This window comes from Nonomuraea sp. NPDC049714 (assembly GCF_044465295.1).
Lineage (GTDB): Bacteria > Actinomycetota > Actinomycetes > Streptosporangiales > Streptosporangiaceae > Nonomuraea.
Map to the genome: position 1 here is coordinate 231671 of NZ_JBITLM010000003.1, position 21838 is coordinate 253508.

The following is a 21838-nucleotide window of genomic DNA, read 5'->3' on the forward strand; positions in this document are numbered from 1 at the left end:
GGTGGCCGGCACGATCCGGCCGTGTACCAGCTCAGACAAGGCAGCGACCCGATGTGTGACACCGGCGTCAGAGGGCCAGCGCGGCCATGAGGGCCATGCTGGCCGCCATCCCCGCCGCGCACGCGTCCTGGCCGAGCGCCCGTCGATCCGCGTCCCGGCCGGGCAGCATGCGGATGAGCCGGGCGCAGGTCCAGGCCAGCCCGATGACCAGGGCCACCGGGGCCAGCGAACCGCCTCCGTGCGCGTGTCCGGACGAGACGCCCGCGAGAGTGGCGGCGCTGAGCGCTGTCAGCACCAGGAGGACGGACATGACCACGAAGTCCGGGATGTGATGACCCGTCTCCGTGCGGCGGGAGGGTGAGCCGCAGAGCCAGCCGGCGGTCAGCAGCGCGAGCACCGCGACGGAGAGGAACCAGCCGCCCAGGTGCCCGGCCGCCATGCCGGACGCCATGACGACGTGCGGCCACCTCCTGGCGGGACGCGCGGCGGGCAGCAGGGCCGGGACGAGGGCCAGGACGCAGCCGATCGCCACCACCGCCGCGTGCGGGAACGCCTGACCTCCGCCTGCGACCTCCAGGCCGAAGAGGCTCGAACGGGCATCCATGACGCGCTCCTTGCCGTTGTCCCTCGTTACCCCCTCTGACAGGACAGCCCGGCCGGCTGTGACAGCAACGTCGGCGTCCTGAGGCGTCGCCGACCGAAGCCCGTTTCCGCCTATGCCGCCAGGTCCGCCCGGCTCGCGCGGCGGTGCCGGCGGGAGTCCGAGACGGCGACGCCGCCGACGACGAGCGCGGCCAGGACGGCGAGCGCGAGCGGCGGGATCAGCGACGGCGCCAATAGCACCACCACCGCGGCCACCGCGAGCACGCCGACGGCGACGAGCCGCCCGGCCGGGAAGCCGCCGAACACGACGCGCTGGAACACCGCGTGCCCGGCCAGGAACAGGGCCGGGCCGCCCAGCACGGTGAGGGCCGTGCCGGGCGTGATGCCGCCGAGTGGATGCGCGATCGCCAGCTCGTCGCCCACGGCGGCGACGATGACGCCGGCCACGATCGGGATGTGGCTGTAGGTGTAGGCCGACCTGCCGAGCCGGCCGGTGTCGTCCGATTCGGCCACCTTCTCGGCGGCGGCGTCCGCCGTCCGGTCGAAGTACACCCACCACATCGCCACGCTGGTCAGGAAGGCCACCGCGAAGGCGGTCGCGGTCGCCGCCGACAGGTGATCGCCCTCGGCCAGCGTCAAGCCGGTGATCAGCACCGACTCGCCGAGCGCGAGGATCACGAACAGCCGGCAGCGCTCGGCCATGTGCGCGGTGTCGATCGACCAGTCGGCCGTCGTGGTCCTGCCGAGCAGCGGCATCCGGTAACCGTGCCAGGGTGCCGCGAACTCCACGAGCAGCGCCGCCACCCAGAGCACCACCTGGCCGGTGCCCCCAGCCAGCGCGCCGCCGATCCACAGCACCGCGCTCACCGCGTGCCAGGCCAGGATGAGCCGGAACGTGTGCCCGATCGGCTCGTTCCGCGCCGCGACCGCCACCACCAGCGACCGGCCGACCTGGAGGGTCACGTACGCCGCGGCGAACCACAGCGCCCGCGCCCCGAAGGCCTGCGGCAGCGCCGCCGCCATGGCCAGCCCGGCCAGCATCATCCCGGCCATCGTCAGCCGCATCGCGGGGTGATCGGGGTCAAGGTAGTTCGTCATCCAGGTGGCGTACATCCAGGCCCACCACCCGGCCAGCGTCAACAGCAGGGTCTGGGCCGCCCCGGCCACGTCGAGATGCTCCAGGAGCAGGTGCGAGAGCTGGGTGATGGCGAACACGTACACGAGGTCGAAGAAGAGCTCGATGGGGACGACCTTCGCCGCTCGCTCGCGGGGCCTGAGAATCACTGCCGTAACCGTCCTCGGCTGAAGTAAACGATCATCGGCAGCATTGTAATCGTGTAATCGACAGGCCGTCATCGACGGGATCTCGTGCGACGTTCAGAGGGTCAGGGACCGGTCGCGCTCCTGCTCCTCGTCCAGGGGGACCTTCTGCCCGCCGTACGCGGCGGACATCCGGGCCCGTAGCCTGCCGACAGGGCCGCGCATACGCGGGGGCGGGACGCTGGAGCCGTTGGGGCCGGTGAGCACCGGTACGGCTTCCTTACCGCGCAGGTGCGCCTCGATGTCCTCGGCCAGCGGTGTGTGCGCTTCGGTGAACGCGCCGCCGGGCAGGCGCCTGATCACGCCGGTGGGCACGCCGTGCCCGATGAGGTCGGCGTCGGAGCGTTGCAGGCCGAGGCAGATCCGGTAGGTGATGACGTAGGCGAGCACGGGTCCGGCGATCACCAGGACACGGCCGGCGTAGGTGGTGGCGTTCAGGCTGATGTGGAAGGTGGACGCGATCTCGTCGTTGGCCCCCAGCAGCCACAGCACGCCGTAGAAGACGACGGCGGTCATGCCGATCGCGGTGCGGTGCGGGTTGTTGCGGGGACGATCCAGGACGTGGTGCTCGCGCCTGTCGCCGGTGATCCACTGTTCGAGGAACGGGTAGAGCAGCATCCCGGTGAGGACGACGCCCAGCGGCACCAGCGCCGGGACGACCACGCTCAACGGCACCGTGCCCGCGTGGCCGGTGCCGAGGAGGTTGACCTCCCAGGCGGGCATCAGGCGCAGCGCGCCCTCCAGGAAACCGAGGTAGAAGTCGGGCTGCGAACCGGCCGAGATGTCGGCCGGACTGTAGGGACCGTACAGCCACACCGGGTTGATCTGGGCGAAGGTGCCCAGCCCCGCCACCGCGCCCAGGGTGAACAGGAAGAACGCGCCGGTCTTGGCCATGAACGACGGATACAGCGGGGCGCCCACCACGTTCGTGCGGGTGCGGCCCCTGCCCGGCATCTGGGTGTGCTTCTGCACCCACATCAGCACCAGGTGCGCCGATATCAGCGCCAGCAGCGCCCCCGGGATGAGGAGGATGTGCAGGGAGTAGAACCGGGAGACGACGTCGTCGCCCGGATACTCCCCGCCGAACAGGAAGAAGGTCACGTAGGTGCCGACCAGGGGCACCGACATGATCACACCCTCGGTGACCCGCAGACCGGCGCCCGACAGCAGGTCATCCGGAAGCGAATAGCCCGTCAGCCCCTCCAGCAGGGCCAGCGCGAGCATCGTGACCCCGATGATCCAGGTGAGCTCGCGCGGCTTGCGATAGGCCCCGGTGAAGAACACGCGCAACGCGTGGATCATCATGCCGCCGATGAACAGCAGCGCCGACCAGTGGTGGATCTGCCTGACGAGCAACCCGCCGCGCACGTCGAAGCTGATCTCCAGCGTGGAGGCGTACGCCTCCGACATCTGCACGCCCTTCAGCGGTGCGTAGGCGCCGTCGTAGATCACGTGGCCCATGCTCGGCTTGAACCAGAAGGTCAGGAACGTGCCGGTGAGCAGCAGGATGACGAACGAGTAGAGCGCGATCTCGCCCAGCAGGAAGGACCAGTGGTCGGGGAAGATCTTGCGCAGGTTGCGGTTCAGGAAACGGGCCGCGCCCAGACGCTCGTCAAGGAACGACGATGTCCGGGCGATGCTGCCGGGGACCGCCTTCGATCCGGTTCGCATGGGCGCGACTCCCTTTCTGTCCGCGTTCACAACTAAGACGCCGGAGAGCGTGGATTTGTGACATCGCAGAAGCCCGCCGCAGTGGGTGGGATGTCACATTCAGCGGTGGTGTCGCGTCTTTAGGAGTGACAGGCGCGCGTTCCGAACCACGGCGAGGTGATCCATGGCGACGTCCTCACACATCGGCCCCGGCTCATGGCGGATCGTCCTGGAGGCGACCGAAGTGAGGCTGACGACGAGCAGGCGCGGAGGTCCTCGGCTCCTGTACGCGCCGCCACGCCTCGACGGCGCCTTCTACCTGCGCCCCAACGCCGCCCTGGCGGGATTCGCGCTGCGGCTCCCCCTGCCGTCGCACCGCGCCGAGCCGCCGGTGCTGCGCTGGGAGTCGGCGGAACTCGACCGCGACGCGTACGCGTGGCTGCGATTCGGACGTCAGGCGGTGCGCTCGCCCGTCTCGGTCGTGTGCGCCGAGATCCCCGGCGAGCGCCCCTACGTGAAGATCGTCCTGGAGACGGTGTTCTCCTCGGCGCGTTTGCGCCTGCCCGCCTGGCTGCCCCCGCGACCGGTGACGCTCAGGCTGTTCAGCGAGCTGCGTCACGGGTGAAGCCGGTAGAAGCGCCAGAAGCCGAAGTCGCGGATCGGCAGCACGTCGAGGCCGGCGAATCCGGCCTCCCGGGCGTAGCGGCGCAGGGTGGCGGGGCGCATGACGGTTCCGGTGGCGGCCGACGGCTGCTCACTCATCCCGTCCGGCAGGCAGATGAGCAGGCTGAACCCGTACATCAGCCGCTCGACGTCGTCCGCCTCCGGGGTGAACGTGTCGCCGACCGCCTCGTCCATGACGACGACGGTGCCGCCGGGCACGAGCGCCCTGCGGGCGGCGGAGAGAGTGTCCACCGGGCGCGGCATGTCGTGCACGCACTCGAAGGCGAACACCGCGTCGTACCGGCCCTCGCCGAGCGCGGCGGCGTCGCCGTGGCGGAAGGCGACGCGGTCGCCGAGCCCGGCGGCGGCGGCGTTGCGGCGGGCCAGGTCGACGGAGGGCGCGTCGATGGCCACACCCTCGACCTTCGCCTCCGGATACGCCCTGGCCAGCGCGATGGCCGACCAGCCGCCTCCGCAGCCGACGTCGGCGACGCGGGCAGCGGGGCGGCGCAGCAGCGCGTGCAGGTCCGGGATCCCGGCCAGGGCGTCCGGCAGCGCGTGCTCGAACCAGGGCCGGTTCATGTCGGCCTGCGACTCGCGCATGTCCGCCCCGAACGCCGCCCAGCCGACCCCGCCGCCGGTGCGGTAGGCGTCCAGCAGGGCGGGCAGCTGCTCGGCGGCGGCGGCGAGCATGCGGGCCAGCGGCGCGAGGTAGGCCACGCTGGACCGGTCGGTCAGCACCTCGGCCGCGCCCGGCGGCAGCGCGAACCGGCCGTCCGCCGCGACCTGCAGGATCCCGGTCGCGGCCTGCTGCTCCAACCACTCGCGGGCGTACCGCTCGGTGCCGCCCGCTCGTGCGGTCAGCTCGGCGGGGCCGGCCGGGCCGTGCTCGGCCAGCGCCCGGTACCAGCCGAGCCGATCGCCGAGGTGGATGGAGAGGAGCTCTATGGTGCCGAGCGCCGAGCGAAGGAGTCGATCGGCGAACTCGTCGGTGCTCGTGGTCATGTTCGTCCCCCGTCCACTACCGGTACCTCGTCGAGGATCGGCGCCCACGGGTGACTCCTCCCCAGCTCAGGGCGGTCGATGCCCTGAGCCGGGGAGGTCACCGGTCAGGTCACCGTCACGGTGTGCAGCAGCTTGTTCAGGCCGGTCGCGCTCTCCCAGGTGCCCTGATTGGCGAGACGGACGGCGTACTCGGCCCGAGCGGGGAGCCGGGGGTCGGGGAGGTTGAGCAGCAGCTCGTAGCCGCCGGGAGGCAGGGTGGCGGGCAGGGTGAGGGTCCGGGTGAGCGTCGTGGTGTCTCCCGCCTGCCAGCGGCGGGGGTCGGCGGAGAGGGGGAGGCGGTGTACGGCGGAGGTGGTGGTGTTCCGCAGGACCAGTTCGGCGCCTCGGGGGTTGACCGGGGCGGCCCATCCGTCGTTCCTGATCGTGACGGTCACCGGGAGCGCGCCACCGCGCGGGGCCGTGGTGGGGTACGTCCCGCTGGTCAGGGCGAAGCGGTAGCCGAGGCTGCGGGTGATCTCGGGCAGGCAGCCTCCGGTGTTCCAGCCGGCGAGGACGCCGGTGTGGTAGTCGGTGTTGAGGTAGGACCAGTGGAACCGGGTCAGCTCGTCGCGGGCGGTGGGGCAGTCGGAGCGGGGCGGGTTGGGGGCGCAGGTCTCGCCGCCCATGACCACGTGCGCCGTCTCCGCCTGCAGGTACGGATACTCGACGGCGATGTTCTCATAGGTGCCGAAGTCATCCGGACTGGCCAGGAAGCAGTCGTTGTGGTGGCCGAGCCGGGCGAGCGGTGAGCCGTCGTACGCCTGGCCCGGGGGCAACGGGCTGGTCGCGTACATCGTTCGTTTGAACTTGGGGGTGCGCAGCTGGACCATGCGGTCGCGCGGCAGCACGCCGAGGATCTTGTCGACCACGGCCTTCCTGTTGGCCCAGTCAGCGGCGGTCACGGTGCCGGCGTTGCCGAAGTTCTGGGTGTAGTACCACTCGCCCCAGGCTCCGATGAAGCCGGCCTGCATCAGGTAGATGACGTCGGCGTTGCCGCCCAGGTAGGGGGCGAGCTGGTCCAGGTGGGCCAGCACGCGGTCCTTGGGGGCGTCGGCGCCGTCGGGGTCGGCGGTGTAGGCGAACCGCAGGATCGTCTTCAGGCCCGCCGCCCGGACGGTGTCCAACTGCTGCTGCAGCTGGGTCAGCGCGGCCTGGCTGATCGGGCCGTTCCTGAACTCGGCCAGGTAGAAGACGCACATCACCAGGGAGATGTGCTGGTCGGCCCGGTAGCTGCGGAGGGTCGCCAGGGAGAAGTCGTTCTTGTCGCAGTCGCCGGTGTGGTGGTACAGGCCGCGTTCGGGGTTGGCGAAGGCGTCGGTGGTCGGCGTGTAGGTGACGGTCCTGCCGCTCCCGCCGCCGCCGCTGTAGGTGTGGGTGTACCTGGCGGAGGTCTCCAGGGGCGCTTCGACCTGGAAGACGAGGTCGGCGTCGTTGGGCGTGGCGGTCTCTCCGATGTCGGTACGGTTCAGCGTCCAGCGTGCGGTGCCGCCGGCGTCGGAGTAGGTGACCGGCCCGACGAGCGTCCAGCTCCAGCCGCCGCCGTTGTGGCGGTACAGGCCGGCGTTCTCCAGCAGGTAGTCGGCTCCCGCGCCGGCCTGGGGGAAGCCGGTGGCGGGGTCACGGTCGGTGTCGATGTAGGTGCGGGCGTAGGCGGGGGCGCCGGTGTGGGCGAACTGGTACGTCACGGTGGTGGCCGTGTTCGTGGCCGACTGGCCGGTGATGGCGGCGTGCGCCGGGGGCGCGGTGAGGACGGCCGCGGAGGTGAACGCCATGAGGGTGAGGACGCGCGTGAGTTTCGACATGCGGCTCCTAGGGGGCGAGAGTCACGGTCGGGAAGGTGCCGGAGGCGGTGGGCAGCCGGTCTGCGGCGGAGTTGTTCTTGATGAAGCCGAGCCTGAGCCGTTGGCCGGGCGAGAGGCCGAGGTCGGCGATCGGGATGGCGGCTTCGACGACGGTGGCGTTGCGGGCGAAGGGCACCTGGCCGCGCGGCGTCCAGGACCAGCCGGAGCCGCCGTGCCGGTAGAGGTTGGCGTTCTCCAGCATGTGGTCGGCGCCGGACGGGTTGCTCCAGCCGGCCGCGGCGAAGCCTGTCGCGGGGTTGACGTCGGTGTCCAGGAAGAACTGTTCCAGGACGTCGAGCCCGGTTCCCTGGGCGAGCACGTACAGGTTGGTGCCGTCGCTGACGGCGGACAGGGACCGCACGCCCGAGGTGCCGGTCATCAGCGGCGTGACGCCGGCCCAATCGGCGGCGGAGCCGTCGATGGTGAATCCCGGGACGGGGGTCGGCGTGGGGGTGGGGGTGGGTGTCGGGGTCGGAGTGGGGGTCGGGGTGGGGGTCGGGGTGGGGGTCGGGGTGGTGCCGCCGGGGATGGTGAACTTGACGGCGGAGCCGCCGAAGTTGGCCACCCGGAACCAGGTCCAGATCTCCGTCCCCGCCATCGAGCCGGGGAAGACGTGGTCGCGGGCGAACTCCAGCTCCGCCCGGTTCCCCGACTGCGTCACGCGGACCGGCCAGCCCCGATTGGCCGGCGCGTTGGGAGCGGCGAACCTGAAGGCGTCGCCCTGCCCGGCCCCGGCGTGCGGCAGCAGATAGGCCTGGTTCAGCGACTCCAGGTAGACGCGGGCGTCCGGCGAGGTGGGCCACCACGGCTGCCACCCGGAAGGGCCGTCCCGGTCGTGGTCGAAGTAGATCATCTCCTGGGCCAGGTTCAGCGTCTGCCTGGCCTCGACCATCATGAAGAACTTGTCGCGGACGAACTTCGTGTAGACCTTGGTGATGCCCTTGGCGTTGTTCCCCGCGGCGTCGTCGAAGATCGGGGTCTGGCCGGACCACTCGGCGAAGGACCCGTCGGCGACGAAGCCGTCGTACAGGTCGACGGGGTGCGCCCCGGCCTGGCTGGGCGCCACCCGGCCCTGGGCCTCCAGCCAGCGCTTGGCGTCGTCGTAGATCGCGGAGTTGAAGTGGTTCGCCCCGCTCACGTCGTAGCCCAGGTAGCCGCTGTTCGCCACCACCTCGTTCATCCACTTGTGCGTCCCTGAGGCGGGCACCCGGAAGTCGATGACGACCACGTTGAAGCCGTCGGCGGCGTTCGCCTGGGCGTTGACGTACTCCTTCCAGAAGCCGCCGAAGTTGTCCCGGTGCCGGTAGGTCGGTGTGGAGGGAACCGTGTTCCAGTTGTCGGCGTAGCCGGGGCTGGTGTCGTAGAAGCCGGGGATGTAGGTGTTGTAGTACCAGGACTCGGTGACGAACACGTTGATCGCGTGCCGGTAGCGGGCGGCGAACCGCGATGAGCCCTCGTCGGGGTTGAAGTACCAGTAGCCGCGGTTGGCCGCCACCACCTTGGCCGGGTCCACCGCCTTGACCTTCTCCACGAGCTCGACCATGCCTTCGGCGGTGAAGCCGAAGTTGCCGCGCGGCCCCCAGGAGACCGACGGTCCCGCTCCGCCCACGGGGTCGGGGGTGTCGACGGTGTCGAGGAAGACCCCGTCGTACTCGCCGTCGTGCACGATCTTGTCGACCTGGTAGGTGACGAACTTCTGCCAGGCCGGGTCGCCGGCGTTGATGTAGCCGCCGCCGTAGTTCTTGTTGACGTCCACGGCGCCGTCGCCGTCCTTCCAGTACCCGCCGTACAGGTACCTGGCGTCGTTCGTCCAGGTGCCCTGCTGGTCGAGGTACCAGGGCATGACGCCGCGGTTGCGCCACCGCAGCCTGTTCCCCCAGGAGGAGTGGTCAGGGGCGATGTCCAGCCCGGTGTACCCGGCGTAGCCGTCGTCGTACGTGCCGTCCGGCGCGGCCCCGCCCTCGACGTCCAGGTGAGCGCCGGAGGCGTCGTAGTTCCACGGGTTCGGCCCGTGCAGCGGCCCGGACGGCCCGCTGTACCCGGCGGGGAGCAGGCCGAGCTCGATGCCCTTGGCGATGGTCATGTGGCCGGAGGAGCCGGGGACGATGGACGGCAGCATCTCCCCCACCGAGAGATAGCCGAGCACGGTCACGTCGTCGGCCGTGCCGAGGGCGCCGTCGAGCCCTCGCTTGATCTCCTGGACCTGGGCGCTGGTGACCGTCTCGAAGTAGAAGTGGTCGGCGGCCACGTCGAGCACCCGGAGGGTGGGTTCCAGCACGACCAGGTCGTAGCCCTTGAGCTGGTCGGTCTTGGCCTGGTCGAGCGGGCCGTACCAGAAGGCGGTCCGGCTGTTGCGGTCGAGTGTGGGGACCTTGCCGTAGAAGGGGGTCCGGCCCAGTTCGAAGCCGGCGGCCTCGCCCCTTCCCGGCCCGAGCACGGTCACGGACACGGACACGGTGGCGATCACGAGGATGACGGCGAAGAGTAATCGGCGGGCACGGTGCGGGGCGGACAGGGGGGTCATGGCGGTTCGCTCCTTCGTTGCCGGACGAAATCAGGAGACGGTGATCACCGGGCCGTACGTCTCGGGCGAGCTGCCCGAGCCGTGGAAGACGACTCGGTGGGCGCCGGTCAGTGGCACCCGCCACACGAACAGGTCGTCGGCCGAGGACACCAGCGGGTTCAGGTCCACGGGCGTCCAGTTCCAGCCGGTGCCGGTGTGCCGGTAGTACCAGGAGTTCTCGATGAGGTAGTCGGCGCCGATGCCGGCGACCGCGAAGCCGGTGGTGGCGTCGTTGTCGTGGTCGATGTACACGTGGTGGAAGTCGAAGGGCAGGTTGTAGCGCGCCTGGTAGGTGGCGCCGGTGTCGGTGACCGAGCCGGTCTGCTCGGAGATGGGGTCGCCGCTGGGCTCGGTCGTGGTGACGGTCAGTGGCCGGGCGGGCGCGGACTCGTTGCCGCTCGCGTCCCGGGCGACCACGGTGAAGGTGTACGAGGTCGCCGGGGTCAGGCCGCTGACCGGGACGGAGGCGCCGGCGGGCAGCAGGGCGGCGGGCAGCCGCAGCAGCCGCCGGCCGTCCATGAGGACGTCGTACCAGGCGGTGTCCCGCGTGTGCGCCCAGGTCAGCCGGGCGCTGGCCACCTTGACCTGGTCGGCGCTCAGCCCGTCCGGGGCGGCGGGCGGCTCGGGGTCGGCTCTCCTGGTCCGCACGGGCACGGCGGTGCTCGCGGGTGAGGCGTTGCCGGCCGCGTCGCGGGCCTTGATCGTGATCGCGTGCTTGGTGCCCGCGTCCAGGTTCTTCAGGGTGACGGCGGGGACGCGGCCGGCCGTGCCCGCCACGCGCAGCCCGTTCACGTGTACGTCATAGCCGACGGCTCCGGGCGAGGGCCGCCAGGCGAGGGTGAGCGTCGTGGGGCCGCGCTTGACGGCCCTGGCCGGGCCGGGGCGCGCGGGCGCGGTCGTGTCCGGCGACCTGGCCGCGTCCAGCTCGGCCTGCCAGTAGTCCGGCAGCGTGTCCCAGGGGTTGGCCAGCACGTCGGGTGTGACGTACATGTGACCCGCGCCGCGCTCCCTGCCCAGGCGCAGCGCCTCGGTCATCTGGTCCTGGGTGGCGGTGGCGTGCACGAGGTGCCAGAACCGGCGCGGGTCCAGGCCGCGCTGCCAGGCGGGCGGCTGCCAGCCCTGGTAGGTCTCGTACGTGCCCTCGAACGTCAGGCTCACGTCGGCGATGTCGGCGTAGCACTGATCGGTGCCGATACCGGGGTTGATGACGGTGAACGCGCCACGGTGCAGGCTCTTGATCGACTCGTCCAGCGCCCGGTAGGTGTCGGAGTAGGCGTCGCCGGGGCCGCAGACGTTCTGCACCTCGTCCAGGAAGACGCCGCCGAGACCGTGCTCGCCGTACAGCTCGTACCAGCGGGCCACGTCCTGCTGCGCCTGCGCGAGCCAGGCGAGCGGGGTGGTCTCGCCGAGCCTGGTGGCGCGGCCGGTGCTGCCGAGGTAACCGGTGGCCACGTAGCCGAGCACGGTGACACCGGCGGCGCGGGCGTCGGCGATGGCCTGGGCGTAGCCGGGGTCGAAGTCCTTGCCGGGACCGGAGAACGGGTTGGCCACGACGATCCCCACCCCGGGGTCGGCCAGCCGCCCCCAGAGCTCGCCCGGGGCGAAGTACGCGGGCACGGCCAGGGAGACGCCCGCCGGGGCGTCGTCCGCGTGGGCGGTGCCGGATAACGAGGCCAGGAGGAGAACCGCCACCGCGGCGGTTCGGCGTGCATACATAGGTCAGCCTTTGCTGCCGGTGTGGGCGATGCCCTGGATGAACTGGCGTTGCAGGAACACGAACACGGCGATCACGGGGAGCGAGGCGAGCAGCGAGCCGGCCATGAGGACCGGGTAGTCGGTCTGGTACTGGCCCTGAAGCGCCGCCAGCCCCGCCGACAGCGTCATCTTGTCCGGGTCGGTGTTGACCACGAGCGGCCAGAACAGGTCGTTCCACGCCCACAGCAGGGTCAGGATGCCCAGCGCCACCAGTCCCGGCCGGGCCAGCGGCAGCATGATCGACCAGTAGATCCGCACCGGACCGGCGCCGTCGAGGCGGGCCGCCTCCTCGATCTCGCGGGGCAGCGCGAGGAAGAACTGCCGCAGCAGGAACACCCCGAACGCGCTGAACAGCCCCGGCACGATGATCGCCTGGAGGCTGTTGAGCCAGCCGAGCGACGACATGATCTGGTACTGCGGGATCACGAACAGCTGCGGCGGCACCATGAGCACCGACAGGAAGACGCCGAACAGCACGTTCCTGCCGGGGAAGCGGAGCCGGGCGAAGGCGTAGGCGGCCATCGAGCAGAACAGCACCTGCCCGCTCACCCGCCCGGCGGCCATCAGCACGGTGTTGAGGAACTGCTCGCCGAACGGCAGCAGCTCGAAGACCTTGGCGTAGTTGTCCCAGCGGCCCTCGGGCAGGATCGTCGGCGGCACCGCGGTGGCGCTGCTCAGCGTCTTGAGCGAGGTGATCACCTGCCAGACGAACGGCGCCACCATCGCCAGCGACGAGGCGATGAGCACCACATGGACACCGAACGCGCCGCGACGCTCAGACATAGTGCACCCACCTGCGCTGGAGCCGGAACTGCGCGACCGTCAGCGCCGCGATGAGCACGAGCAGCGCGATCACGATGGCGGCGGCGTAGCCGCGGTCGTTGGTGACGAAGGCGCGCTCGTAGAAGAGCTGCACGACGGTCTGCAGCCGCGAGTACGCCGGGTTGGCCCGCGCCGCCTGCCCGGACCCGGTCATCACGAAGACCAGGTCGAACAGCTGCAGCGAGCCGATCACCGAGACGATCGAGATGAAGAACGCGGTCGGTGACAGCATCGGCAGGGTGATGGTGAAGAACTGCCTGATCCGGCCGGCGCCGTCCATGGCCGCCGCCTCGTACAGCTCCTTGGGGATGGCCTGCATCCCGGCCAGAAAGATGATCAGGTTGTAGCCGATGCTGCTCCAGATGCCGACCACGACCAGCGCGTACATGGCGGTGGCCGGATCGGCGATCCAGTTGGGCCCGTCGACGCCGACGACCGCGAGCGCCTGGTTGACCAGGCCGTAGTCCCCGTTGTAGAGCCAGCGCCAGAGCATCGCGACCGCGACCGGCATGGTGACCACGGGCAGGAAGAACGCCGTCCGGTAGACGCTCACGCCGCGCAGGCCCGGCCGGTTGATCAGCGCCGCGAACACGATGGCGAGGGGGATCCCGATCAGGCCGAGCGCGGTGTACATCAGGGTGTTGAGCACCGCCTGGCCCACCTCGGGATCGGCGAACAACCGGGTGTAGTTGTCCAGCCCCGTCCAGGTGTGCCCGCCGAACGCGCCCCACTCGGTGAAGGAGAAGTAGGCGGTCTGCAGGACGGGCCACAGGTTGAAGATCGCCAGGCCGAGCCCGGTGGGGGCGATGAACGCGTACCCCCACAGGGCCTGCCTGCGGTGTCCGCGCGGCTTCGCGGCGTGGGCCGCCCGGGCGGTGGTCATGTCACTCCTTGGCCAGCAGGTCGTTCATGCCGGCCGCGAGGTCGGTGGCGGCCTTCTCGATCGGCACCTCCCCGGTCCACGCCTTGGTGAGGTGGGTGAGCTCTGCCTCCTGCCAGGCCGCGGTGTTCTTGGAGACCGGGTACGGCACCGCGTAGGCGACGGCGTCGAGGAACGTCTGCAGCTTCAGCTCCGGATGGGCGGCCACCCAGTTGTTCTGCGTGCCGTTGTAGGCCGGGATGGGGCCCTTCTTGCCCAGGATGTCGGCGGCCGGCTTGGAGCCGAGGAACTTGACGAACTCCCACGCCTCGGCCGGGTGCTCGGTCTTGGCCGACACCACGTTGGCCACGCCGTGGATGACGGTGGCCTGCTTCTCCCCTGTCGGCAGCGGGGCGACGTCCACCTTGTCCTTGGTGTAGTCGTTCTTGGTGAACTCCGCCACGTTCCACGACCCGCCCCAGTACATCGCCAGCTTGCCGGCCTCGAAGAGCTGGAGCGTGGCGGTGTCGGTCATGGTCTTGAGGTCGGGCGACTGCTTGGCGGCGATGAGGTCGGTCCAGAACTTCAGGCCCGCGATCGTCTTGGGGTCGTCGTAGCCGGACTTCTTGCCGTCCGGCGAGATCACGTGGCCGCCGGCCTGGTAGATGGTGTTGTACTGGTATTCCTGGAAACTCGTGAGCTGGGCGCCGACGGCGTACACGCCCTTGTCCGGGTTGGTCAGCTTGGCCGCTGCCTCCTTGAAGTCGGCCCAGGTCCAGTCGTCGGCCGGATACTTCACCTTCGCGGCGTCGAAGAGCGTCTTGTTGTACCAGACGCCCACCGTGTCCATGTCCTTGGGCAGGCCGTACAGCTTGCCCTCGAAGGTGTACAGGTCCACCAGCGGCTTGGGCCAGACCGAGGTGTCGACCTGCTCCTCGATCGGCTTGATCACGCCGTTGGAGGCGTACAGCTGGAAGTTGGGGCCGTTCATCCAGAAGACGTCGGGCGCCGCGCCGCCGCTCACCGCCGCCTTGAGCTTCGTCCAGTAGTCCGCCCACGGGGTGAGCTGGACGTCGACGGCGATGCTCGGGTACGTCTTGGTGAACTCCGTGGCCAGCTCCTGCATGACGGCCTGCTGGGTGGCGTCCCAGACGCCGTAGGACAGCATCACCTTCTCCAGCGGCTGCGTGCCCGTGGCGGCCTGCTCACCACCCCCGCACGCGGTGGCGAGCAGCGCCGCGCAGAGAATGGCCGCACCTCTCCGTGCCGACTTCCACATCTCCCGGTCCTCTCCTAGAACGTGGGAGTAATCATGGAGTCCAGGGAAATTATTGGCAAGAGTCCATGTGTCACAGATGGCTCACGAGCGGCGCGCGGCCGTCGAGAACGCGCTCCTCGACGTCGTCGAGCGCCAGCCGCACGGCGCCGAGCACCACGGCCTCGTCGCCGAGCGCGGACATCAGCACCTCGGGCGTCCGGATGCACCAGCGGTCCAGCTCCCGCTTGAGCGGGTCGATGAGCACGTCGGCCGAGCGCGAGAAGCCGCCGCCGAGCACGACCATCTGCGGGTCCAGGGCCAGGACCAGCGCGGACACGCCGAGCGCCAGATCCTTGACGTAGCGGCGCACCGCCGTGGCCGCCGCCCTGTCACCGGCCCTGGCGGCGGCGAACACGTCGCCCGCCTCGCCGTTGGCGGCGCTCAGGTGCTCCTGCGCGCGGATCCAGCCGAGCACGGGCAGCGCGCCGATCTCGCCGGAGGCGTTGGCGAAGCCCCGGTGCAGCTTGCCGTCGATGACCAGGCCCGCGCCGGTACGCAGCCCCGCCAGCAGGAACACCATGTCCTTGGCGTAGCGGGCCACGCCGCGCCAGCACTCGGCCAGGGCGGCCAGCTTGCTGTCGTTCTCGACCAGCACCGGGGCCGGGGCCAGCCGGCGCAGGTGCGTGGCCAGGTCCACGCCGGTCCACTCGGGCAGCGCCTCCGACAGCACCACGCGGCCGACGCCGTCCACCAAGCCGGTCGTGCCGACGCCGGAGGCCCAGACGTCGCCGCCGGTCAGCCCGGCGCCCTCCAGGCACTCGGCGACCGCGCGGTCCACCGCCTCCAGGCGTTCGAGCCGGCCCATCTCGGGCGTGACGGCGACGCAGGCGCTCTGTTGCACGTCGCCGTCGAGGTCGGCGACCACCGTGCGGATCTTGTGGCCGCCGATGTCGACGCCGAGCACCCGGCCCGCGTCGGCCCTGAAGCGGTAGCGCCTGGCCGGGCGGCCCACCCCGCCCGCCGTGGCCCCGGCCTCCGCGACCCAGCCCTTCTGCAGCAGCTCGCGGACCACGTCCTCCGTGGAGGCTCGCGACAGCCCGGTGCGCTTGGCGACCTCGGTGAGCGTGAGTGACGGCCGGCCTTGCAATGCCTTGATCACGGCCAGCGCGTTGAGCTGCCGCAGCCGCGACAGGTCACCACCGCTCAGCTCCTCGGCCATCGGTCCCCCTTGCTGTCAGCTTCCCAAGACCGAATAATGACACTCTCCATGATAATTCTTCGGGGAAGGTTCCATGACTGAGGTGACTCTAGCCGTCGTCGGCGGCGGCCTGCGAGGACTCACGTACGCCCGCCGCGCGCACGCCACGGGAGCGGGGCTGGTGGTGGCGGTGGCGGAGCCCGATCCGCAGCGGCGAGCGGCGTTCGCGACGGAGTTCGGGATCGAGCCGGACCAGGTGCATCCGGGCTGGAAGGAGCTGGCGGCGGCCGGGCGGGTGGCGGACGCGGCGATCATCGCCACGCACGACCAGCTGCACACCGAGCCCGCGGTGACGCTGGCGGACCTCGGTTACCACATTCTCCTGGAGAAGCCGATGGCCACCGAGGAGCGGGAGGCGGTCATGATCGCCGACGCGGCCGACCGCAACGGCATCATGCTGGCGGTCTGCCACGTGCTGCGCTACACGCCGTACACCCGGGTGGTCAAGGAACTGCTGGACGAGGGGCGGATCGGGCGGCTGGTCAGCGTCCAGCACCTGGAGCCGGTGGGCTGGTGGCACCAGGCGCACTCGTTCGTGCGCGGGCACTGGCGGCGCGAGGACACCTCGGCGCCGATGCTGCTGGCCAAGGCCTGCCACGACGTGGACTGGCTCGTGCACCTGTTCGGCCGGCCGCCCGCCCGTGTGTCGTCGTTCGGCTCGCTGTCGCACTTCCGCCCGGAGGAACGGCCCGAGGCGGCGGCCGACCGGTGCCTCGACTGCCCGCTGGAGCCGTCGTGCCCGTACTCCGCGCCACGGCTCTACCTGGGCTGTCTCGGGGATCCGGACAGCGAGTTCTGGCCGCTGTCGGCCGTCACGCAGGGGCGGACCGAGGAGGAGGTGCTGGCGGCTCTGCGGACCGGGCCGTACGGGAGGTGCGTGTACGCCTGCGACAACGACGTCGTCGACCACCAGGAGGTGGTGATGGAGTTCGACGACGGGGCGACGTGCTCGTTCACCATGAGCGCCTTCACGCCGATGGAGCACCGGCGCACGCGCCTGTTCGGCACCCACGGGTACATCGATGGCGACGGGCGCGAGCTGCGGGTGGTGGACTTCCGCACCGGCGACGAGGAGCTCATCGCAACGGAGGGCGCAGCGGGCCCGTCGGCCGCCGACGGGCACGGGGGCGGCGACGAGGGGCTGACGGACGCCTTCCTCGCCGCCGTGGCCTCGGGCGATCCGGCCCTGCTGCGCTCGGAGGCGGCCGAGAGCCTGATGACGCACCGCGTGGTGTGGGCCGCCGAGCGCGCACGCCGGACGGGCACGGTCGTGTCGCTCGACCGGTGAGGCGCTCACACGTTCTTGACCATGCCTCCGTCGATCAGGTACTCGTTGCCGGTGATGTTGCTGGGCGCGGCCAAGAACGCGATGAGCCGCGCCACCTCCTCCGGCGTGCTGATGCGGCCGGTGGTCCCGCCCAGCCCGCTGATCGCCTGCTCCACGAACGACTCGTGGGGCACGCCCTGCTCCTTCGCCAGGCGGCCGACGAAACCGTCCGGGTCGGCCCACACTCCGGTGCGGACCGGTCCGGGCGACACGGTGATGGCGCGTACGCCCTGCTCGCCGAACTGCTCGGCGATGACCTTGGTGAGCGCGTTGAAGGCGGCCTTGGAGACGTTGTAGTCGGCGGGGCCGGCGGCCACGGTGCGCGCCCCGACCGAGGAGACGTTGATGACCGTGCCGCTGCGCTCGATCAGGTGCGGAAGCGCGTGGTCATTCAGCCCCCTTCCGGGAATACGAGGTAGATCTTGACACCAAGGCCTGCCAGGCAATACCACGAAAACTGCCGATCACCGTCGTTTACCTGCCATGTTCAACCGGGGTTCCCGGGGGAATTTCTGGCGATAAGCGCGCGGAGAGATGCCGTGGCGTTTGGTGAATTGCTGGCGGAAGACCGCGACGGTGTTGTAGCCGACGTGATGGGTGATCTGCTGGATGGACAGGTCCGTGGCCTCCAGGAGCTCCGCCGCCCGGTGCAGACGCTGGGCCGACAGCCAGGAGTAGGGCGTGGCGCCGGTGACGGCCTTGAAGCGGCGGATGAAGGTGCGCTCGCTCATCAGGGCGCGGGCGGCCAGGTCGGCGATCGAGATCGGCTGGTCCAGGTTGGCGCGCAGCCAGTCGATGACGCTGGTGAGGGAGGCGTCATCGCCGGCGGGGACGGGCCGATCGTGGTACTGGGCGTGGTCCCCCTCGCGGTGCGGGGCAGCGACCATCTCCCGGCCGATGGCGTTGGCCACGGCGGCGCCGTGCTCGCGGCGCAGCAGGTGCAGGCAGAGATCGATGCCGGCCACGCCACCGGCTCCGGTGATGAGGCGTCCCTCGTCGACATAGAGCGCCCGCGCCTCCACGCTCACTTCGGGGAACCGGGTGGCGAAGTCGTCCACCAGGCTCCAGTGCGTGGTGGCCCGCCGGCCGTCCAGCAGCCCGGCGCTGGCCAGCAGGTACGCCCCGCCGCAGAGGGCGACGATGATCGCCTCCCGCCGGTGAGCGGCCCGCAGCGCCGCGGCCACGGCCGGAGACAGCCGTGGGATCGACGCGTCGCCGGGCAGCACCACGATCAGGTCCGCCTCGGCCAGCTCGGCCAGGCCATGCGTCACCCGTAACGGCAGGCCGAGGTCCGTCTGCAACATGCCCGGCACTTCCGCGCACACCCGGAAGTCGAACGGCGACAGCCCCAGCCGGGTGCGATCGGCGAACACCCAGCCGATCCCGCCCAGCGCGAAAGCGCTCACCCCGTCCAGGACCAGCGCCACCACCGAACGGAACGGCGCCCTCGCCCGACGACGCCGGCCACCGGTGGACGCTCCCGGACGATCAGTACCCAACGTACACAGCATGGATAGCACCCCTTCACCAGCTGGATCCAGCATCACCACGTCAGAGCAGGAACGGGTTCTCCCCGGACGCGACGGCCGAGAACAGCGCGGACCCGTGCCTGTCGTACAGGTGCCGCTGCAGGGCCGGCCCGAAGCTCACCCGCGCGACGCCGAGCCCGGCGAGCTCGGCCCGCGACAGCTTCCCCTGCCCGTACGCGACGTTGATCGGCCCGGGGATGCCCTTGGCCAGGGCCCCGATCACCTCGGGGTCACCGGCGCCGATGGGATAGACGCAGTCCGCGCCGGCCGCGAGGTACCGGACGCCGCGGTCCAGGGTGGCGGCGAGCTGCTCCTCCGGCGACCCGGCCCGGCGTACGAACGAGTCCGTACGCGCGTTGACGACCAGGTCCACGCCCAGCGACACCGCCGCGCCGCGCACGGCGGCCAGGAAGTCGATCTGCTCGCCGACGTCGATCATGGCCCCGGTCGGCGGGTCGGAGTCCTCCAGGTTCAGCCCGACGGCCCCGGTCGCGGCGAACCGCTCGACCAGCTCGGCCGGCGCGAGCCCGTAGCCACGCTCGAAGTCGACCGTCACCGGCAGGCTCACCGCCCGGACGATCCGCGCGGTCGCGGCCAGCACCTCCTCGACCGGCGTCGCCTCTCCGTCGGCGTAGCCGAGTATCGCGGCCGTGGCGGCGCTGCTCGTGGCCACGGCCGCGAACCCGGCCGCCTCCACCATCCGGGCCGAGGCCGCGTCCCAGGCGTTGGGCAGCACGAGCGGATCACCCGCCACGTGCGCTTTCCGCAGCGTGGCGGCCTTCTCCTGTGCCGGGCGGGGCAGCTCTGTCATCGAGTCCTCCATGTCATGAGTGATCCTCTGGGGCATCAGGCGCGCTCTCTCTGGGGTACGGCGCTCGCCACCAGGGATGGCGTGGCCGGTCGCCTGCCCGGCATGCCGAGCGCGACGAGCATGCCGGTGAACGCGAACGCGGCCACCGTGCCCATCGCCGCCGTGAACCCCGTGCTGAAGTCGCCGGCCGAGGCGTAGCCCCCGGTGCTCGCGAAGACGGCCACGGTGATCGTCACACCGAACACCCCGCCGAAGATCCGCAGCATCATGAACGCGCCGGACGCCTGGCCGATCTCCTGCGGCCGCACCGCTCCGACCACCGACTTCTGCGCCGCGGGCATGGCCATGGTCAGCCCGACCCCGCTTATGACGAGCGCGGGCAGGAGTTCGGGGTAGCCCGTGTCGGTGTCGGCGACCAGGGCGATCCAGCCCATGCCGACCGTCTGGAGCAGCAGCCCGCCGACCACGAACGTGCGCTCGCCGTACCTGTCGGCCAGTCTGCCGGCGATCGGCGCGCAGATCATCAACGTCGCGGTCCACGGCATCAGCCGCAGGCCGGCGCCGAGCGGCCCTTCGCCGTGCACGGTCTGGAAGTACTGCGCGAGGAAGAACAGCGTGCCGTACAGCGAGGCGAACACGCAGAAGTTGGCCGGGTTGGCCGTGGCGAACGCGCGCACCCGGAAGAACCGCATCGGCAGCATCGGCGCCGGCGTGCGCCGTTCCCACAGCACGAAGGCGATCACCAGCGCGACGCCGAGCACCAGCGCGCCGAGCACCTCCGCACTGCTCCAGCCCGCCGCGTTGCCCCGGACCAGGCCCCAGACGACGCCGAACGCGCCCAGCGTCACCAGCGCCACCCCGCCCAGGTCGAAGCGGTTGTTCGGGCCGAGGCTCTCGTGGACGCGCCGCGCCGTGAGCATGATCGCGAGCAGCCCGATCGGCAGGTTCAGCCAGAAGATCCACTGCCAGGCCAGCCCCTCGGCGATGACACCGCCGATGAACGGGCCGCTGAACGTCGCCAGCCCGGTGATGCCCAGGTACAGCCCCATCGCCTTGCCCCGCTGCCGTGGCGGGAACAGCGCGCTGATCAGGGTCAGCGACAGCGGCAGCACCAGCGCGGCGCCGGCCCCCTGCAACGCCCGCGCCGCGATCAGGACGCCGATGTCCGCCGCCAGCGCGCACGCCACCGACGCGACGGTGAACACCGCCAGCCCGGCGACGAACATCCGCCGCCGGCCGAACCGGTCCCCCAGCGCCGCCCCGGTCAAAAGCAGCACCGCGAACGTCAGGTTGTAGGCGTTGACCGTCCACTCAAGCGCTTCGACCGATGCCGTCAGGTCCTGCCGGATCGTGCTCAGCGCCGTCGTGACGACCAGGCTGTCCAGGGCCATCATGAACGACGCCAGCGAGGCGAGCCCCAACGTCCACGCCTGCTCGGACGTCATCCGTCCCCCGTCGGAGCTCACCGTTCCCCCTTGCCGTCGGTGTTCACGCGCAGCGAGCGGGGCAGCCCGAACCGGGTCAGCAGCGAGTTGTCGTGGAACCGCGTCAGCGCGGTGATCCGGTCACCGGTCAGGGTGAGCACCAGCACGCCGTGCGCGTGCAGGATCGGCGTGCGCGGGTCACGGACATAGCAGCCGAAGGCCGGTTGACCGTTCGCCCGCGTCGGGATCAGCATCTCGCTGCGGCACGCACGCAACGCGACCGTGGTCAGGAAGTGCCCGATGGCGTCCTTGCCCTGGTACTCCAGCGGCATCGGCGGCATGGTCAGCCACGCGTCGTCCGTCAGCATGGCCACGATCGCCTCGACGTCCCCGGCCTCGAAGGCGCGGGTGAAGTCAGCCACGATCCGGCGCTCCTGCGGCGAGTCCGGCAGCGGGGCGCTCTCCCGGCCGGGCAGCTCCACCGCCAGCACGCCCCGTGCTCGTTTCAGCGCGCTGGTCACCGCGTTCTCGGTGGTGTCGAGCATGGCCGCCACCTCGGCGGCCCGGAACCCCAGCACGTCCCGCAGCACCAGCACGGCCCGCTGCCTCGGCGGCAGCCGCTGCAGCGCCGTCAAGAACGCCAGCGACACCGACTCCCTGGCCTCGTAACGCGCCTCCGGTCCGGGCAGGTGATCGGCGATCTCGTCGAGCAGCACGTCGGGGTACGGTTCCAGCCAGCTCGGCTCCTCCCGGCGGTGCGACGGCTCGGGCAACTGGACCTCCGGCTGGTAGGCCGCGCGTTCGTGCGGACGACGGGCGCCGGAGCGCAGCGCGTTGAGACAGCGGTTGGTCGCGATCCGGTAGAGCCAGGTCCGCACCGACGCGCGCTCCTCGAAACCACCGATCCCCCGCCACGCCGCCAGCAGCGTCTCCTGCAGCAGATCCTCGGCGTCCTGCACCGACCCGAGAATGCGGTAGCAGTGCACCTGTAACTCCCGCCGGTACGGCTCGACCAGCCGGCGGAACGCCTCCCCGTCCCCGTTGCGCGCCAGCGCCGGCAGATCCTCGGCCGGGGCATCGGTCCCCTCGGACGGCGGTATCCCTCGCATAT

Annotated in this window: 18 protein-coding genes; 2 read left to right on the forward strand and 16 right to left on the reverse strand. The window is 70.9% G+C overall.

The features are described from left to right. Positions 1 to 67: 67 nt before the first annotated feature. The 3 genes from ACIBQX_RS14335 to ACIBQX_RS14345 form a co-directional block, all read right to left on the reverse strand. Complete coding sequence (locus ACIBQX_RS14335; protein ID WP_397004311.1) at positions 68 to 604, reverse strand: hypothetical protein; 537 nt, start codon at positions 602 to 604, stop codon at positions 68 to 70. Between the two features lie 110 nt (positions 605 to 714). Beyond that, complete coding sequence (locus ACIBQX_RS14340) at positions 715 to 1887, reverse strand: low temperature requirement protein A (protein ID WP_397004313.1); 1173 nt, start codon at positions 1885 to 1887, stop codon at positions 715 to 717. 93 nt (positions 1888 to 1980) lie between these two features. Next, the gene (locus ACIBQX_RS14345) at positions 1981 to 3594 is read right to left on the reverse strand and encodes a cytochrome bc complex cytochrome b subunit (RefSeq protein WP_397004315.1); all 1614 of its coding nucleotides are present in this window, start codon (positions 3592 to 3594) and stop codon (positions 1981 to 1983) included. Positions 3595 to 3757: 163 nt separating this feature from the next. Here ACIBQX_RS14345 and ACIBQX_RS14350 point away from each other — a divergent pair, with 163 nt between their 5' ends. After that, positions 3758 to 4198 (forward strand): hypothetical protein, encoded by a 441-nt coding sequence (locus tag ACIBQX_RS14350; protein ID WP_397004317.1) that lies wholly within the window; start codon positions 3758 to 3760, stop codon positions 4196 to 4198. Here the strand turns inward: ACIBQX_RS14350 and ACIBQX_RS14355 are convergent. From ACIBQX_RS14355 to ACIBQX_RS14390, 8 genes are all read right to left on the reverse strand, one after another. Further along, positions 4189 to 5241 carry a class I SAM-dependent methyltransferase gene (locus ACIBQX_RS14355; protein WP_397004319.1) on the reverse strand — a complete coding sequence of 351 codons (1053 nt, stop codon included), beginning with the start codon at positions 5239 to 5241 and terminating at the stop codon, positions 4189 to 4191. The two genes, ACIBQX_RS14350 and ACIBQX_RS14355, sit on opposite strands and share 10 nt — an antisense overlap. Before the next feature lie 104 nt (positions 5242 to 5345). Beyond that, positions 5346 to 7082 carry a DUF4832 domain-containing protein gene (locus ACIBQX_RS14360; protein ID WP_397004321.1) on the reverse strand — a complete coding sequence of 579 codons (1737 nt, stop codon included), beginning with the start codon at positions 7080 to 7082 and terminating at the stop codon, positions 5346 to 5348. A 7-nt stretch (positions 7083 to 7089) separates the two neighbouring features. Then, complete coding sequence (locus ACIBQX_RS14365) at positions 7090 to 9645, reverse strand: hypothetical protein (RefSeq protein WP_397004323.1); 2556 nt, start codon at positions 9643 to 9645, stop codon at positions 7090 to 7092. A gap of 30 nt (positions 9646 to 9675) precedes the next feature. Then, positions 9676 to 11400 carry a spherulation-specific family 4 protein gene (locus ACIBQX_RS14370; protein ID WP_397004325.1) on the reverse strand — a complete coding sequence of 575 codons (1725 nt, stop codon included), beginning with the start codon at positions 11398 to 11400 and terminating at the stop codon, positions 9676 to 9678. Between the two features lie 3 nt (positions 11401 to 11403). Next, positions 11404 to 12222 carry a carbohydrate ABC transporter permease gene (locus tag ACIBQX_RS14375; protein WP_397004327.1) on the reverse strand — a complete coding sequence of 273 codons (819 nt, stop codon included), beginning with the start codon at positions 12220 to 12222 and terminating at the stop codon, positions 11404 to 11406. Beyond that, positions 12215 to 13144 carry a carbohydrate ABC transporter permease gene (locus ACIBQX_RS14380; RefSeq protein WP_397004329.1) on the reverse strand — a complete coding sequence of 310 codons (930 nt, stop codon included), beginning with the start codon at positions 13142 to 13144 and terminating at the stop codon, positions 12215 to 12217. Before ACIBQX_RS14380 ends, ACIBQX_RS14375 begins: the two co-directional genes overlap by 8 nt. A 1-nt stretch (position 13145) precedes the next feature. Then, the gene (locus tag ACIBQX_RS14385; protein WP_397004331.1) at positions 13146 to 14399 is read right to left on the reverse strand and encodes an ABC transporter substrate-binding protein; all 1254 of its coding nucleotides are present in this window, start codon (positions 14397 to 14399) and stop codon (positions 13146 to 13148) included. A gap of 70 nt (positions 14400 to 14469) precedes the next feature. Continuing rightward, a complete protein-coding gene (locus tag ACIBQX_RS14390) occupies positions 14470 to 15597 on the reverse strand; it encodes an ROK family transcriptional regulator (protein WP_397004333.1) in 1128 nt (375 codons plus the stop codon). A gap of 73 nt (positions 15598 to 15670) precedes the next feature. Here ACIBQX_RS14390 and ACIBQX_RS14395 point away from each other — a divergent pair, with 73 nt between their 5' ends. Then, positions 15671 to 16924 (forward strand): Gfo/Idh/MocA family protein, encoded by a 1254-nt coding sequence (locus tag ACIBQX_RS14395; protein WP_397004335.1) that lies wholly within the window; start codon positions 15671 to 15673, stop codon positions 16922 to 16924. 5 nt (positions 16925 to 16929) lie between these two features. Here the strand turns inward: ACIBQX_RS14395 and ACIBQX_RS14400 are convergent, their stop codons facing one another. The 5 genes from ACIBQX_RS14400 to ACIBQX_RS14420 form a co-directional block, all read right to left on the reverse strand. Further along, the gene (locus ACIBQX_RS14400; RefSeq protein WP_397004337.1) at positions 16930 to 17415 is read right to left on the reverse strand and encodes an SDR family oxidoreductase; all 486 of its coding nucleotides are present in this window, start codon (positions 17413 to 17415) and stop codon (positions 16930 to 16932) included. 12 nt (positions 17416 to 17427) lie between these two features. After that, a complete protein-coding gene (locus ACIBQX_RS14405; protein ID WP_397004339.1) occupies positions 17428 to 18390 on the reverse strand; it encodes a GlxA family transcriptional regulator in 963 nt (320 codons plus the stop codon). A 124-nt stretch (positions 18391 to 18514) separates the two neighbouring features. Further along, complete coding sequence (locus ACIBQX_RS14410; RefSeq protein ID WP_397004341.1) at positions 18515 to 19303, reverse strand: isocitrate lyase/phosphoenolpyruvate mutase family protein; 789 nt, start codon at positions 19301 to 19303, stop codon at positions 18515 to 18517. A 35-nt stretch (positions 19304 to 19338) separates the two neighbouring features. Next, positions 19339 to 20769 (reverse strand): MFS transporter, encoded by a 1431-nt coding sequence (locus ACIBQX_RS14415; RefSeq protein ID WP_397004343.1) that lies wholly within the window; start codon positions 20767 to 20769, stop codon positions 19339 to 19341. Further along, positions 20766 to 21836: a sigma-70 family RNA polymerase sigma factor gene (locus tag ACIBQX_RS14420; protein ID WP_397004345.1), complete on the reverse strand. Its 1071-nt coding sequence runs from the start codon at positions 21834 to 21836 to the stop codon at positions 20766 to 20768. The genes ACIBQX_RS14415 and ACIBQX_RS14420 overlap by 4 nt, the downstream gene beginning before the upstream one ends. Positions 21837 to 21838 lie beyond the last annotated feature (2 nt).

Excerpts from the sequence above, each read along its gene's own strand:
- ACIBQX_RS14395 (WP_397004335.1), top strand. The coding sequence starts at position 15,671 with ATGACTGAGGTGACTCTAGCCGTCGTCGGCGGCGGCCTGCGAGGACTC.
- ACIBQX_RS14335 (WP_397004311.1), bottom strand. The coding sequence starts at position 604 with ATGGATGCCCGTTCGAGCCTCTTCGGCCTGGAGGTCGCAGGCGGAGGT.
- ACIBQX_RS14350 (WP_397004317.1), top strand. The coding sequence starts at position 3,758 with ATGGCGACGTCCTCACACATCGGCCCCGGCTCATGGCGGATCGTCCTG.
- ACIBQX_RS14355 (WP_397004319.1), bottom strand. The coding sequence starts at position 5,241 with ATGACCACGAGCACCGACGAGTTCGCCGATCGACTCCTTCGCTCGGCG.
- ACIBQX_RS14390 (WP_397004333.1), bottom strand. The coding sequence starts at position 15,597 with ATGGCCGAGGAGCTGAGCGGTGGTGACCTGTCGCGGCTGCGGCAGCTC.
- ACIBQX_RS14345 (WP_397004315.1), bottom strand. The coding sequence starts at position 3,594 with ATGCGAACCGGATCGAAGGCGGTCCCCGGCAGCATCGCCCGGACATCG.
- ACIBQX_RS14375 (WP_397004327.1), bottom strand. The coding sequence starts at position 12,222 with ATGTCTGAGCGTCGCGGCGCGTTCGGTGTCCATGTGGTGCTCATCGCC.
- ACIBQX_RS14365 (WP_397004323.1), bottom strand. The coding sequence starts at position 9,645 with ATGACCCCCCTGTCCGCCCCGCACCGTGCCCGCCGATTACTCTTCGCC.
- ACIBQX_RS14380 (WP_397004329.1), bottom strand. The coding sequence starts at position 13,144 with ATGACCACCGCCCGGGCGGCCCACGCCGCGAAGCCGCGCGGACACCGC.
- ACIBQX_RS14370 (WP_397004325.1), bottom strand. The coding sequence starts at position 11,400 with ATGTATGCACGCCGAACCGCCGCGGTGGCGGTTCTCCTCCTGGCCTCG.
- ACIBQX_RS14420 (WP_397004345.1), bottom strand. The coding sequence starts at position 21,836 with ATGCGAGGGATACCGCCGTCCGAGGGGACCGATGCCCCGGCCGAGGAT.
- ACIBQX_RS14360 (WP_397004321.1), bottom strand. The coding sequence starts at position 7,082 with ATGTCGAAACTCACGCGCGTCCTCACCCTCATGGCGTTCACCTCCGCG.
- ACIBQX_RS14410 (WP_397004341.1), bottom strand. The coding sequence starts at position 19,303 with ATGACAGAGCTGCCCCGCCCGGCACAGGAGAAGGCCGCCACGCTGCGG.
- ACIBQX_RS14385 (WP_397004331.1), bottom strand. The coding sequence starts at position 14,399 with ATGTGGAAGTCGGCACGGAGAGGTGCGGCCATTCTCTGCGCGGCGCTG.